This is a genomic window from Sphingobacterium sp. 2149 (genome assembly GCF_031455655.1).
Lineage (GTDB): Bacteria > Bacteroidota > Bacteroidia > Sphingobacteriales > Sphingobacteriaceae > Sphingobacterium.
The window spans coordinates 12687-28682 of record NZ_JAVDTD010000002.1 but is presented as its reverse complement, the minus strand read 5'-3'; the positions used below and the strand labels follow the sequence as shown (position 1 = coordinate 28682).

Below are 15996 nucleotides of genomic sequence, written 5' to 3'. Positions count from 1 at the left end.
AAAAACATGCAGGAAGAGAAATCATATTCCTTTCAGGTAAACTTGAAAGGAATGATCGCGCTGCTCTCAGAGCACCTATATAGCGATCCCAACACATTTATTCGGGAACTGCTTCAAAATGGGGTGGATGCAATTACAGCATTGAAACACTTGGATGAACATCATCAAGGAAAAATCAAGATAGAATTACCAAACGTTGAGCAACCTAAATTTATGTTCCAAGATAATGGAATAGGTCTCAAGGAGTCTGATATCCACCAATTTTTGTCGGTTATTGGCGAGAGTTCGAAAGGTAAGGACATCAAGGATGCACAGGATTTTATTGGAAAGTTTGGCATTGGACTGCTCTCTTGTTTTGTCGTCAGTGATGAGATTATTGTGGAAACAAAATCGGCGCTTGAACAGCAGCCCTTACGCTGGACGGCTAGAGCTGAAGGCGACTATAAGATTGAGCGCCTGAGTGATGATGATATTCCTGTGGGAACGAAGGTAATTTTAAGCCCCAAAAAACAATACAATTATATTTTTGAAGCGGACTATTTCGAGAAGAAAATTAAGTTTTATGGAGATGCACTGCGAGAATCCATTTCAATCGTGGTAGGAGGTGTTGAAAAGATCATCCATAAGGATGAACCTAAATGGCTTGCTTCATCGGTTTCGAAAACAGATTTGTTAGCGATAGGGAAAGAGCTATTTCATGTCAACTTTTTGGACGCAATTCCATTTGAAACGACTGCGGGAAAAGCAAAGGGCGTGTTGTATGTTTTACCTTTTCGTACGCAATTTAGCAGCAAGCAGCGTCACCGTATCTACTTGAAGCGCATGTTTCTCGCCGAAGAAGATCAATCGATTTTGCCAAACTGGGCATTCTTTGTCCGTATGCTTGTCAATACGGAGGAACTTAGTGCCACCGCATCGCGGGAGTCTCTGATGAAAAATGATTTGCTGCGGCAGGCGAGAAAGGAAATTGCTGCCGTTTTGAAGACGTACCTGCAGCAAGTGAAGAAGATTGATTACGATATTTATATACGTATTATCCAAACGCATTATCTTCATTTAAAAGCATTCGCCCTAGAAGATCCCGATTTCCTAGCAATCTTTTTGGCGGATATCCCATTTGAAACCAACCGTGGACAACGAAGCTCTCAAAATATAATTGATTATCAGCAACAACTCTATTATTGCGCCGACTTTGAAGATTTTAAACAGATTGACCGAATGGCTGATACGCAGGGGATAATGCTTATTAATGCTTCTTATACGTTTGATACCGAGCTACTCCGTAAGATCAAACAAAAATATCCCGAGTATAATATTACAGAGATGTCGCCAAATCAGCTACTAGAGACCTTTCAGCCGATTCATGAAGACGAGCATCATCAATATTTTTCTTTTCAGAAAGATGCACAACGCATTTTGGACGACTACAACTGCATTTTGGAAATTAGACGGTTTAAACCAGTTGATACGCCGGCCATTTTTACAAAAATGGACCAAAATAACGTGGAAAATACGATTAGCCAATTGAAAGAAGATGCAAATCCCTTTGCGCAGGTACTCAAGACATCCAGGCCAAATAAGATCCAGAATACATTATGTTTAAATGCCGATAATGCATTGATCACCACGCTAATGGATATAAGGGATGGGTATATGCTCCGTTCAGTGATGGAAGTCCTGTATGTGCAAGCGTTGATTTTAGGCAAGTATCCGGTACAGGAACGTGAAATGAAAGTCTTGAACGAGGCCCTGAAGAACCTCATTGTCATGGGACTGGATAATTTCGTGAATCTTTAAGCCGTTTTTTTACGTTTCTCATCCGGCCATTAGAAAAGTTGTTTATAACGGAACTATAATTCATTAAAAGAACACAATAAAATAGAAATGTATACACTTAAAATTCAGAAACTTCGCAATCAAGTTGCGCGAGTAGATAATACATTGGAGAAAGTCAACCTATTGACGCAGGCTATTCGGATTGCCGATGAAAATCAAGATATTGAATGGGGATATGAGCTCCGTTTAGATTTAATTAGCGAAGAGATCGATCTTGCTTTTTCGACCGAATCTTTACCTGCTTTTGCTTGGATACTGCAGGCGTATGATGAAAATCCAGAACGCTTTAACGAAGAGGATTTCTTATGGCAGTATAAATGGATGATGGCCGAACTATATGACAATCCCGCGGTCAGCCGTGAACAGATAGAAGCTGCTCTAGGCGACTTTGAACAACGGTTGATCCGTAATGGTTATGGTAAGCGCGCCATATACAACGAGGAACTCAGTGATGCCCTGGCGCAAAAGGATCTGGCTGCTGTTGAAGTGGCATTGACGAATGTGAATGCTTTGCAAAGAGATGATATGAGTGACTGTGAAGCATGTGAAATGGATGCAGAAGTATCAGCAACATTATTGCAGTATGGCTATGCCCCAGCAGTAGAAAAAGCTTTGCCACTCATTGAAGGACAGTTCACCTGTTCACATGTTCCTCTGCGTACTGCCGTAAACCTTGCATATGAAGGTTACAAGCATGGAGATGCTGAACAAGCAGACAGAATGGCAAAACTCGCAGAAACGGAGGTGTTTAAGAAAGAGAAAGATTCCGCAATATTAATATCAGCTATTAAACTAGCAACATATTTCTCGTATACCGACCTCGGTAAATCCAAGGAATGGATCGAACGATTTTTACCCTGGGCCGATGGACCCGAAAATAGATCCATGTTTCAGTTGGCGTGCTACGTTTGTGAAGCCATGAAAAATTTTAGAGCTGACGAACATTTTATGCTTGAGCTAGGGCAGCAGCATAATCTTTTCCAAGGTAAAACTAGCTACACAGCTAGCGAACTGGCTGGGCATTATAGGAAATTGGCGCATCAACTTGCGGATCGGTTTGATCAACGTAATGGCAATAACAACTTTCGCAATCAACTAGCAGCCTTATAGGTTTCAATAGCTTCTATAAATCCCTGATTTCCGTGATGGGATTGCGCTATGTTCGAAGCTATCTTTGTGTAAATGAGTTCCAAATACTAAAATTTAAAATAAAAATAGATCAATATGATTAAAAAGATGATTACCGGCGTTTTGACCATGGCGGCTCTGACTATGTCGAGTTGTGGGGCGGGAGTAAAAGATCCTGCAGCATACAATAATTCGATTATTACCGTGATCAACGGAAGTGAAAAACATGTGACGGACATGAATGCAGCAATGAATAGCTCCGATTATACCAAAGCTGAACAAGTGCGCACAGAATGGGAGAAGTCTTTAAATGATGACATCAAAAAAGTAGAAGACCTTGGTGATTTTAAAGGTGATGCAACATTCCAAAAAGCAGTGCTCGATGGGTTAAACGGCTACAAGAAGATCGTTACGGAGGATTATCCGAAATTGATTGAGCTTCGCAAAAATAAAACATCCGATGCAACGACAGAATCTGCATTACTTGATAATATCAATAAAGCATTTGAAAATATGGGTAATGGAGTCAATAAAGCTTCAGCAGAATTTGAAAGTAAATATACAAGTTAAAAGTACTCAATCAGCAAAAGCAAAAGCCACATCACAGAAAAATGATGTGGCTTTTGCTTTGTGGGGTATGAATTTCATATTTTTATGTAGTTTTACACTAAGTGCGGAGAAGAAATTCCATTTCAAGCTAATGTAACTCAAAGGTAGCTTTAGCTTGTATAAAAAAAGCGTGTTCATTTCATTTCAAAAGTTATTTATAGCATATTGCCTTGTATGAAAGTCATATCAATCTTATTCAATGTGATTTTATTCACCTTATTGGGGACGTCAATTGTGCGTGCTCAAGAAACTGCAAAAGACCAGGACTACTTGGTACTTATGAATGCCGATACGATTTATGGAAAAATCTCATCTATCAAAGATCATAGACTAAAATTTGAGAATCAGCAAAAAGAAAAGTTAACTTTTCAGCCCGGCGATGTATACCGGGCGTATTGGCAATCGAAAAGGAAAGTTTATGCACCCTCTTACGTGGAAAACGGACTAGAAGTGGTTCCGGGTACATCTCCAGAGATGTATCGCATTCGGAAAGGACTCAGTCAGGGACCCACTTTTGCTGAGGTACTCGTTGACGGAGAAATTATGGCCTATTATGTTTCCGAAACCAAGGTCGGCGCTGGGGCTGGGGTGGCTATCGGTGGAGGCGGAGGTACAATGGGAAATATCATGGTCACAAAGTATAAACATGCTTATGCATTAAAAAAATCAACCGGTGAGGTCATCGAGATAAATAGCAATCACAATGGCTTATTTAGCGATGTGAAAAAGAAAAGACCCATCATTTTTGGTAAGCTAATTAATGACGAACCGGAGTTGTTCGCTGAATTTGAAAATGAAAAGGAGTATGATTACGATCTTTTTATAACATATATCATGCGATATAATGAACTGCAAAAAGCGAAGGATTCTTCAGCATCCGCGGCCAGATTATTTATTTATTGAGAATTACTCACTATTGTTGCAATTAAAACAAACTTATGATACTTATCGTTTTTATTGTATTGACCCTCATTGCAGCTTATGGTTTTTGGCTGCTATTTAAAAAAGCAGGCCGTAAAGGTTGGGAGGGTGTTGTTCCCGTTTATAGTCAATGGATACAATCGAAGATACTGGGCAAAAAGGCCTGGCATCTTATTCTATTGATCGTACCAATCGTGAATGTCTTTGTCTTTTATAATCTTTATCTCGATTTTATTCATTGTTTTGGAAAGAGAAGATTTTGGGAGAACTGCGCTGCTGTATTAGTTCCGTTTATTGTTTTACCACTTTGGGGTAAGGATAAAAATGTGCAATTTTTGAGCGGGCTATATGCCAAAAATTTGAGAGCAGCTCACGCCGAAGGTCGCGGAACGACAAAGGAAAGTGAATTGGAAATCGCACATGAGTCTTATGTAGATTATAGCAAGAAATACCCCTATAAAAAGTCGATGGTGCGCGAATGGGCCGATGCCATTGTTTTTGCCACTGTTGCTGCCACGCTGATTCGTGGTTTTTTATTGGAGGCATTTATGATTCCTTCAGGTTCTATGCAGCAGTCGCTCCTGATTGGAGATTATCTCTTTGTCAGCAAATTGAATTATGGACCCCGTATTCCAAATACACCCATAGCTTTCCCTTTTGCACATCATACCATGCCACTTATAGGCGGAAAAGCATTCTCTGAGCTTATTAAAATTCCTTACAGGCGATTGCCCGGATTTCAAGAAATAAAAAGGAATGATGTGATCGTATTTAATGCCCCTGCCGGCGATACGGTTGCGGTGGAAAATCAAGACATACCCTATTACGATTTGGTACGTAGCATGGGGCGTGAGGCTGTACATCAACAATTTACGATTCAAACTCGTCCCGTTGACAAAAGAGAACATCTAATTAAGCGATGTGTGGGAATGCCCGGAGACAAAATCAGTATGAAAGAAGGTGTCTTGTTTGTAAATGATAAGCTAGGCTTTGTAGCGCCAGAAAGTCAAATGGATTATACCGTGGTCACTGATGAGACAGGGCTCGACGAGCAGCGCTTGAAAGATATGGGAATAGAAGTTTCTGCCATTCAGCCCGGTGTGTATCTCATCTTTTTAACAACTGGCCAAGCGGCTATGGTAAAATCTTGGTCCAATGTTAAATCCATGCAAATGAACTTACGCAAGCCTGGAGAAGCCGAAGCAAATACTTTTCCGAATGATCCTCAGTATAAATGGAATTACGATAATTTCGGACCTTTTGTGATTCCAAAAAAAGGAATGGCGATTTCCTTGAATGCTCAGACGTTGCCGCTCTACACGCGAGCCATAAGCGTGTATGAAAAGAACCAGTTAGAGCAGAAATCGGATGGCGTGTATATCAATGGTAGGCGTACAGATTCCTATAAATTTAAAATGGATTATTATTGGATGATGGGCGACAATCGACACAATTCGCTCGATGCTAGAGACTGGGGATTTGTTCCTGAAGACCATATTGTCGGAAAAGCACTATTTACCTGGATGAGCTGGAATGCAGATGGTAATGGGCTTTCAAAAATACGTTGGAATAGAATTTTTAAAGGTATTCATTAACAAAGAAGGAATACTCAAAGCAAAAGGGGAAATGAAATACTACAATCATTTCCCCTTTTATTTTTTTACTGGTGTTTGTAAAGCAACGAAAAACTAATCTTTTGCTGAAGGTATTGATGCCCTTCAGCTGCTTCCTACCACTATTAATCCCACCGATATCTCTTTGCATAGGCAACTGATGGTCGACTGAGCAGAGGCAGGCTCCATTGTTCGAGTCAAGGTTAAAGCCAGCAGTCTAAAGGCCACCAACCGGGACGAGAATTGCTTCGACCATCAATTTTCCTTGAGCCATTGACGAATGTTTTGTGCAATCGTTTGTTTCGATTACGCAATCGATTTCGTGCCTTTAAGCATGTCTGACTTTAAAAATATTATTATATAATTGTTACATACTATCAATTATTAATAGGACGAAAAGTCCGGAATTACTTAAAGCCGAAACTAATTTTATCTGAGCCCAATACCATTTTTTCTAGCCGAATAGTACCAATTTTTAATGCCTAAGACATAAATCGAATGAAAAGACTATTTTGTTTTTTATTTCTTGTCCCCATGATTCCAAATGCGAAGGCTAACCACCTTAATTTTTGGGCTTCAAAACAAGATACTTCTGAAATCAGTGAGGTTGACAAGCGATTACTTAAAGGTCGACTGGCCACCTTATTGCAAAAACAGGGTGTCAAAGACAGTCTCAATTTAAGAAACGTTGAAACACTGCCAGTTGTCAGTATCCCCGAGTTTTTGAAAGGGCAAGTTGCCGGTCTCTACGTACAAGAAGCGACAGGTGAACCAGGAGCGCCAAAGAATATGGTGCTGCGGGGACTAGGATCGCCATTGTTCGAAATCAAAGACGCGGTTAATGTACAACCAGCAGTATTTGTCAATGGAATACCGATGGCGAGAGACAACAACTTTGCTTATTCTATTCAACAGTACCAATTCAATCGTATTGGTCCAGGGACAGACAACTTTGCTGGAATTGACCTTGCAACAGTTGAGTCTATTGAGGTGATAAAAGATCCTGTAAAATTGGCAAAGCTCGGTCCTCTAGCTGCTAATGGAGCGATTTGGATCCTCACCAAGCCAGGGCGAGAAGGAGAACGTGAAATCTCTATTAACACTTACGTTGGTCTGGCAACAACGCCCGTAGTGACGCCAGTTAATGCGCAGTATGAAAACATGTTTCGGTCGATATTTTATAACAAATATGGATCGGTTACTGACCGCTTGAACTACCCAGGTTATCTAAGCGATTCGACCAACGCAAATTACTATGGACCAGCGAACTGGAATGAGGAGTATTATAGAAATACACCCATTTATAGTGGAAATATAGGTATCCGCGGAGGTAACGATCGTGCAAATTTTTCATTCGTAGGTGGTTATACCAAGAATGCGAGCTCAGCTGACGAAACAAACATTGAGCGGTATAATGCCTTATTTAATGTGAATATGGCGCCGTTTAAATGGTTGAATTTTGGAGCCACAGTCAATGCAAGCCGAAGTTTGAGAGATCGGAATCGCAGCCTCAGAGATCGATTTGGTGAAGCATCTTACGTGCCCGATTTGTCTGTCCCAATTTCGCCGAATAAGGAAATGTATGGACAATATCTAGACATCTATAAAGCCGCCTTGGATAAGAATACGGTCAACTATTTGAATTCCCTCGTCACTTTGGATCTTTATTTTCTAAAAAATCTAAAATTTAATACGTCATTGGGAATAGATTATTCTGAAGGTGCAAGACAAGCTTTTTTTCCGGGGTCATTGATGGAGACCAATAACTATATGTCAAGTTACTTTGGTTTTAATCAGCGTTTGGTATATAACAACCGATTAGAATATAATTTGGAGTTCCAAGAGATACACAAGTTGGATTTGACTTTAGGATCATCTTATACACAAGATCTTTATCGGTATAATTATGCACGTGCCTATGATGGCCCCAATGATTTTATCAAAGTAAACGTAGTCAATGGTGATCCTAATAAAGCGGGCTATTTGACCCCAATAGGTGGGTTATATGTAAATCGATACAATAACCGTGAAGATTTTAGATTACATTCCCTGTATTTGGCTGCTGGCTATAAATACAAAAATCTCCTCGAATTAAATACCGTATTGCGTTATGACGGCTCTTCGACAATGCAGCCCGATTCACGTTGGTTGATGACCCCTTCATTTGCGGCGAAGTATCACTTAATTCCCGAAAATGAAGACAAGTTGTTTAACCATTTAGGGATAAAAGCAGCTTGGGCGAGAATTGGAAAACCAATATTTACAAGCAAGTTTGCCATCGGTCCCAATTATACGGCTGATCTAAATTGGGGATCAGAAAAATCTCTGGTATCCTATAATGGCTTTGCTGTTGCTTCCAGACCTTACTCAGAGGGTTGGGTAGGCTACGATATCAAGTGGCCTTATACAGACCATGCCGAATTGACCGTTGATGGAACCCTAATGGATAGGAAAATTGATGTGGAACTTTCCTTGTATCAAAAGAAAGACGTAAATCAATTGATTAATTCACCCATTCCCGCAGAATACGGCTATTCAGGAGAGATTGTGAATGGGCTGAATGTAGAAAATACTGGGGTGGATCTAAATCTCTCGGCCAATGTGCTTTCTAATCGCGAAAAGGTTCAATGGAATACATCACTTAATCTAAATTACAATCGAAATAAGTTGACAGCGCTCCCCGGAGGACGTAAGCAATTGAAAGTGGGTAACCGGTTACTGAAAGTAGGTAGTCCTATTGATCAGTTTTGGCTGTATGAAAATCAAGGATCTTTCGATACTGAAGCAAGTATTCCTGTTCAAAACGGGCAAAAAATACAGTTTGACGGTGTGGATTTCGCTGTGGGAGATCCGATTTGGAAAGATCAGAACGGAGATTTTAAAATTAATGATGACGATCGTGTCCTAAAAGGAAATGCAATGCCAAAGCTGAGCGGTTCGTTTCAAAACTCCTTCAAATACAAAGGTTTCGACCTGAATATGCAATGGTATTTTGCGCTTGGGCATAAAGCGCTAAATCAACGCGCTTCCAATAAATATAACTTTATCAATACTGAAAACACCAATTCATTAGATGGAATTCGTGAAGTATTCCATTGGCAGCAAGATGTTGATCTAACTAAATACCCGATTTATAATCCATGGAGTCCGATTGTTGCCTATCGTGTGGACCAGGACCTGTTTTTAGAAGACGCATCTTTCTTAAAGTTACGATCCTTGACTATAGGCTATGATCTAGCGCAATTGAACAACGTAAAGGACAAAATTAAGACGATTCGTAGGGCTTATGTTTACGTATCAGGAACCAATTTATTAACAATATCCAAGTTTTCAGGAACGGATCCCGAACTGATAGATTTTAATGGATATTATACAGGTTACGGACTGCCGTTGTCCCCAGTAGTTTCCTTAGGGGTTAAGTTAGATCTGTAATAATTTAATAGTAGAAAGATTATGAAAAGATACAATCGATGGGCGGCGCTGTTCCTGATGGCACTGGGAATCACTGCTTTTGCGAGCTCATGTAATAAAAAACTGGATATTGTAGCGTCTAACCTCGGCTCAGAGAAACTGGAGTGGCAATCCATATCTGATACGCGCGCACATTTAATGGGCATATACGGTCTGATGCGTGCGGCACTAGTTGACAATTATGGACACTGGATTTATGGAGAGATGCGCTACGGAGACTTTACACCTTATTCGCGTGCGGATCTTCGTGTGGTACAAGAAAACAAACTAAGATCAGCTTATCCTTTACTAAAGGACCTAACAGATTGGCGTAGATTCTATGCAGTGATCAATGCTGCTTCACTTTTTATCGAACGAGCCCCCGAAGTTATGGCGAAAGATAAGCGATATACTGAGCGAGATATGAAATTCGATGTGGCGCAAGCCCGCACGATCCGTGCCCTGATGTATTTCTATATGGTGCGTATCTGGGGCGATGTTCCGCTGCTAAAAGACTCTTATGATAATGGTTCCTTCACGGAACTAGCAAGATCTACCGAAGCGACAGTTTTAGCTTTCGCGGAAACCGAACTATTGGCAGCAGCTCAGGATTTGCCTTATCGATATGCGTTCGGAACACAAACTTATTATGGAGAGAGTTATGGGACTTGGGTTGGCGTACTCGTCAACAAAATTACAGCATACTCCCTTTTGGCCCACGTGGCGGCTTGGCAAGGCAAATACATCAATGCGGAGGTCTACTCTCGATTTGTTATAGACAACTATTCGCAAGCGAGCCTTGAACTATTGGCAACCCCAGCATTGGTGAATCCGACAGACGGCTTATTCGGACCAAGCACGCGGGCACAGATCTTAGCGATCCGCGCTTCTTACGAATTAGGTGAAGCAACAAATACGGGCCATATCGAATCATTGACGTTGGGGTATCCAATTGTGACCAAAGCCAAACCGGATATTTATGTCAGCCGAGATACGATCAACAAATTGTTTGATGATGTCAACGATACGCGATTTGGTATTGACTCTATCTCGGGATTGGTACGAACCAATTACTTCACCAATTACAACGGCGATATTCCAATTTTCAGTAAGATAAAGGTGATTCGCAACGGTAATGGCGATTCTGATTTTTCCATTTTTGGATCAAACTTAGTGTTTACCCGCCTTGAAGAAATTTATTTACTGCAAGCAGAGGCTAAAGCGGTGCTTAATCAGCGCGATGACGCCATCAAATACCTAAACGTCATTAAAGAGCGCCGTGGTCTAAAACCTTATATCAACAACTCATCTAAGGATTTATTGGAAGAAATCTTCTTGGAAAGAAGACGGGAGTTAATGGGCGAAGGCTGGAGATGGTACGACCAAATACGTCTGGCAAAGATCAAGAAAAATAACCCTGTCATGAATGATTTGATTCAGAAAGGAGGCATCTATTGGCCTATCTCTTCGGATGTGTTGGAAAGAAATTCCAAACTGGTTCAAAACGCATACTGGAAATAATAGCATAGATAATCATGAAAAACAAACATATTTTTTTAGGCTTATCGCTCATTGTGATGCTTCTAGCCGTCGCTAGTTGTAAAAAAGGCAATACCTATTACGAAGATTTTCAAGTCAAATATACCGAATTTGATGGAACCTCATTGGAGTTTTTAGAATCACAGGGTAGTACCTATGACTCCTTATTATTAGTATTGGATCGTGTTCCTTCGGTACGCGCCAAATTGAAAGATCCCAATACAAAAACTACCTTTTTCGCGATGACCAACAGTAGTTTCACCAATGCCTTGGAAGCAATGAATGGTGTGCGTAGAGCGGGAAACAGGTCTCCTCTTTATCTTGAAGAAATTCCGCAATTGGTACTCGATTCCTTGACCTATCATTATGCCTTTGAAGGGCAGTATGATACTCCCTATTTACGGGATTTCATTGAAGGTAAAGTAATCAAAGCCATTGATAACTATGATATGACCTTAAAATATAAAGTGACGTCCGCTTCTGGCATTATAGGTGGAGGGCAGCAACAGATCATATTGAGTGATATGAACAAGTCTATTTTTCAACGCTACTGGCAGGAAAGTGCGACCTCTGTGGTGAATATCCGTACACGCAATGGGATGTTACATGTTCTTGCTCCAAGCCATAATTTCGGCTTTAGTAAACTGGCTAAATTATTAAACAAATAGCATGGAAAAGAAAATATTAAAATTCGCAAAAATATTGGCGTTCGGGATGGGACTTTTCATGTTGGCTTCATGTAATAAATATATTCCGGATGATCAAGATTCTTTGGGTACTGATGTGGTCTATAATACACAAGAGTTTATGCCACTGTTGGGAAGGAATACCTTTTACAATAATATCGTCAATATTGGACAGAATACATCACAACCACTTCATTTCAAAATTGTAAATGTGCGTGATATCGATGGACAGCCTTCAACACTTTTTGAAGATAAATTTCCGGTAAAAGTTTGGAAAGGTGCCTATACCGGTGAGGAGAAGTCTATCGCCGAGATTGAAAGTAAGCGTCAGATCGAATATCGTCCTGTTCTCGAGATTCTTGAAAAGTCAGGTAATATAAATTTTTGGGGACAGGCGGTTAATTCAAATTTTGTCAAAGCACAGCCGGACGCTGGATATCTATTTGATATTGAAGTTAGCAACACAGGCGGGCGCCGATATTTGCGGGATTTCAAGTTAAGACCTTATCGTGAACGAGCCTTTGAACCTAGCATAATGGATCCGGTGACAGGCTTGTCGCCCTTACCCTATACACATCCAAGCAATACCACCAATTTATTTGGAGAACGAACGAATCTATATATTTTTCCGAGTGAAATCAATGTGTATTTCAATAAATTGGAAAGCAAAAGCTCAGGCAGTAGAACGTTGACCATAAGTTTCTTGGATTCTTTAAATCGCCCAATCGATGTGAAGAAATTTGCAGCGACAGAATGGGATAAATTAGTTCATGGTTTTAACCACAGATTTGAAAATGGCAAGGTCATTTATGATGTTGCTTATCCTATCCCCTTAGCTCCAATTCAAACAGATTATACTTCCGCAGGTGGTTCATCTGCTGTAATGAATTTTAAATTTCGTAGAAAAGGTCAGTTTGGTACAATAGAAGACTGTGGCATCCGGATGCCATTTGCGATTTACGAAGAAGGCGATTGGGAGATACAGTTTCGTTTCACCAATGAAACGCCAAAATTTGACTGATGATGGACGCACTAATTAGCTTTAAAATTATGAAACAATTTTGCATACTATTCACTTTCATTTGCGCCCTTTTTGTGGGGGAGGCCTGGGCTCAAACCATGGTCAAGGGTATTGTGAAAGGAAACGATAATAGGGCGCTTGGGGGCGTTTCTATCCGGTTAGAAAATCCTAAACGCGATCTGGGGAAAACCGGAGAAGATGGGCGATTTGTAATTTCAGTACCGAACAGCGGAGTGATGGTATTTTCCTATCAGGGCTATCGTACCGAAAAATATACGATTGTTGCAGGAAAAAAAGAGTACAATGTGACTTTGGAAATGACTACACAAGAACTGGAAGAAACAGTAGTCGTCGGTTATCAACAGCGTAAAAGAGAAACCTTGACGGGATCGGTGGTTACAATTTCTGGTAAAGAAATTCAAGATATTCCTTCAGGTAACTTCGTAGATCTCCTACAAGGTAAAGTGGCGGGTTTAAATATCCAGAACAATACCGGTAGTCCAGGTATGCGGGGAACGATGGCAGTACGTGGGATGTCCAATTTCAACGTTTCAGGGAGTGGAGATAATACATTTGTGACGCCAACTTCACCTTTGTTTGTCATAGATGGAGTACCTATTGATGATAACTCGGGGTACGAATATGGATTTGAAACAGCAGGACCTGGAGTATCTCCAATTTCCATGATTCCACCAGAAGATATTGAAGATATTACCGTGATGAAGGATGCACAGGCGACTGCAATGTATGGATCGCGAGGCGCTTATGGTGTTATCCAGGTACGCACCAAACGTGGAAATTCGAAGGTTCCCATCGTAAATTATCAAGGCCAGTTTTTCTTGTCCGCAGTGCCGCAATTGCGACGCGTTATTGGTGGTAAAGGCGAGCGCATGGTACGTTTAGAACAGATCTTGATGAACGATACAACATTGGCGGCAGCATTGCGACGTGTCAACGACTCACCGATATTGGCCGATTCCCTGAATCCGTACTTTAATAATTCAACCGATTGGCAGTCTTATTTTTACCGCAATACCATGAACCAGACACATAATGTTGGGATCTCGGGAGGCGAGCGTACATTCAATTATAAAGCCAATATGAACTATTATGATGAAAATGGTATCATCGCCAATACGGGGTTTAAACGATATACCTTGACCTCCAATATGCAATATGAGCCGAGTGACCGTTTCAGGATGATGACCAATATCAATGTCAATGTGGCGCAAAATAAGATGGGCTCGGGGAATGCCCTGATGCAGACAGGGGTAGGGAAATCAGTCAACACAACCTCACTGTATCCTTCGCCTTCCTTATTTTCTGGAAGCATGGGTGCATTATCAGCATTGGGCGTGGATGACCAAAATAAAACAGGAAATTATTTGGGACAATTGGAATTGCAGTATGTGCCCATTAAAGATGTACGAGCGTCTGTTACCCTAAATTATAACTATACAACAGCAACAAAAGATCGTTATACTCCTGAGATACTCTTAGGAAACTCTTCGGAAGTATACAATTATTATAGCAACAGAAGTAAAGTCTATAACCGGAATCAACTGTCTTATGTGAAGGCAATTAAAGAAAAGCATCTTTTTAATGTCTACGGATTCACGGAAATGGAAATAACAGCCTATTCCGAAGATTTATCGAAGATTCGCGGAACAGCAAATGATCAATTTCAAACGGGCATTAGCTACAATACAAGAAACTCGCTCGGTGGATTGTTGAATTCATTGAATAATTTTAGATCGGTTGCGTATGCGGGAAGTTTCTCCTATAACTACGATTCCAAGTATATTCTTGATTTAACCTATCGAATTGACGGTAGTTCATTGACCGGGGGGGCAACACCTTGGACCCGAAATCCATCAGCGGGTTTGCGGTGGAATTTCAAGAAAGAGAAGTTTATGGAAAATATGGATTGGTGGGACACAGGTTTCTTAAGAGGATCGGTCGGACGAACGATCTCTCCTTCGGGATCCCTCTCGGATATTTATGGTTGGTATAAGATTGATGACGGTCGCTACAATAATAGACCAACAACCTCTTTGGATTTGGACGTAGCTCCCAATACCGGATTGGTTCCACAATCGACAACGCAGTGGTCCGTTGCTGCCGAACTGGGCTTTTTTAATAGCTCGCTCTATGTAACTTATGAAACATATTATAAGCAATCGGATAAGATACTCCGTAAAAAACCAATTGCAAATCATAACGCATTCTCCAATGTCTTGACCAACGAGTCAGCTATGGTGAATAGAGGGCATGAATTGAGTATCCAATATAGACCAAGACTAGCGAGCGCTGATTGGGAGCTGAATGCCAATGCAACGTTTGCGATTAATAGAGATTATGTAACATCATTGCCAGATGGAGCACGTCAATTGTTGCAACCGGATGAATCAGGATACGACCTTCCTCAATTTTATCGTTTGGGTCGTAATGCTTTTACCTTTGTGTTGTATGATTATAAAGGAGTTTATACAGCCGACGATCAAGTACCGGTCAACCCATTAACTGGATTACGCTACCGCGCAGGGGGCCAAATGAGTGAAGGTAAATTCTTCCGTGCCGGTGACCCTATCTTCACTGACCTAAATGGTGATTATGTACTCGACGAAAATGATTTAGTGTATGTCGGTAATTCACAACCTGCAATCACAGGAGGTCTATATCTGTATACGCGATATAAGAACTGGTCTTTGCGTACGCAATTATCCTATACCATAGACCGTGATATTCTTAATACAGCATTGACTGATCGTTTCCGGAATTATTCAGACCCAAGTGGACAAAATTATGGCGATGGAGCGCCGGGGGCTTATGTACCATTGGATGCCTATAATGTGTGGCGCCAATTGGGAGACAACGCAGAATATCCGAATGTTTCTGATTTTACACGTCTGTCCTTGTACAATCCGTATCGTTATAATTCGACTATGTTTATGGAGGATGGATCCTATGTTAAAATTAATTCGGTTACAGTGGGATACAATTTTGACCGAAGATGGGCACGTCGCTTTGGCGTATCATCTGCCCGAATCAATTTGACGGCAAACAATGTATATACGTTTAGTAACTACTCCGGGCCAGATCCCGAATTGGTAACAGGTGTAGGACGCGATGGTTCAAACGGTTATCCAAGCAGAAGAACCTATTCATTGGGGGTAAGTGTACAATTCTAAGT

General features: G+C 40.8%; 10 protein-coding genes. All 10 read left to right on the top strand.

Features of this window, described 5'->3' with window-relative positions; genetic code table 11:
- The first annotated feature begins 6 nt into the window (after nt 1-6).
- Nucleotides 7-1797, top strand: coding sequence for an HSP90 family protein (locus J2X77_RS02470; RefSeq protein WP_310078826.1), 1791 nt, complete (start codon nt 7-9; stop codon nt 1795-1797).
- A gap of 87 nt (nt 1798-1884) precedes the next feature.
- Nucleotides 1885-2946: a hypothetical protein gene (locus tag J2X77_RS02465; protein ID WP_310078824.1), complete on the top strand. Its 1062-nt coding sequence runs from the start codon at nt 1885-1887 to the stop codon at nt 2944-2946.
- A gap of 114 nt (nt 2947-3060) precedes the next feature.
- Nucleotides 3061-3534: a hypothetical protein gene (locus tag J2X77_RS02460; protein WP_209579428.1), complete on the top strand. Its 474-nt coding sequence runs from the start codon at nt 3061-3063 to the stop codon at nt 3532-3534.
- Between the two features lie 213 nt (nt 3535-3747).
- Nucleotides 3748-4476, top strand: coding sequence for a hypothetical protein (locus tag J2X77_RS02455; RefSeq protein WP_293938564.1), 729 nt, complete (start codon nt 3748-3750; stop codon nt 4474-4476).
- A 35-nt stretch (nt 4477-4511) separates the two neighbouring features.
- Nucleotides 4512-6089, top strand: coding sequence for a signal peptidase I (gene lepB, locus J2X77_RS02450; protein WP_293938563.1), 1578 nt, complete (start codon nt 4512-4514; stop codon nt 6087-6089).
- Between the two features lie 516 nt (nt 6090-6605).
- Nucleotides 6606-9539: a SusC/RagA family TonB-linked outer membrane protein gene (locus J2X77_RS02445; RefSeq protein WP_293938562.1), complete on the top strand. Its 2934-nt coding sequence runs from the start codon at nt 6606-6608 to the stop codon at nt 9537-9539.
- 21 nt (nt 9540-9560) lie between these two features.
- Nucleotides 9561-11078 (top strand): RagB/SusD family nutrient uptake outer membrane protein, encoded by a 1518-nt coding sequence (locus J2X77_RS02440; RefSeq protein ID WP_293879672.1) that lies wholly within the window; start codon nt 9561-9563, stop codon nt 11076-11078.
- A gap of 14 nt (nt 11079-11092) precedes the next feature.
- Nucleotides 11093-11764, top strand: a complete 672-nt coding sequence (locus J2X77_RS02435; RefSeq protein ID WP_293879671.1) for a hypothetical protein — start codon at nt 11093-11095, stop codon at nt 11762-11764.
- A 1-nt stretch (nt 11765) separates the two neighbouring features.
- The gene (locus J2X77_RS02430) at nt 11766-12803 is read left to right on the top strand and encodes a DUF5007 domain-containing protein (RefSeq protein WP_209579433.1); all 1038 of its coding nucleotides are present in this window, start codon (nt 11766-11768) and stop codon (nt 12801-12803) included.
- A 29-nt stretch (nt 12804-12832) separates the two neighbouring features.
- Complete coding sequence (locus J2X77_RS02425; protein WP_209579434.1) at nt 12833-15994, top strand: SusC/RagA family TonB-linked outer membrane protein; 3162 nt, start codon at nt 12833-12835, stop codon at nt 15992-15994.
- The last annotated feature ends 2 nt before the right edge of the window (nt 15995-15996 follow it).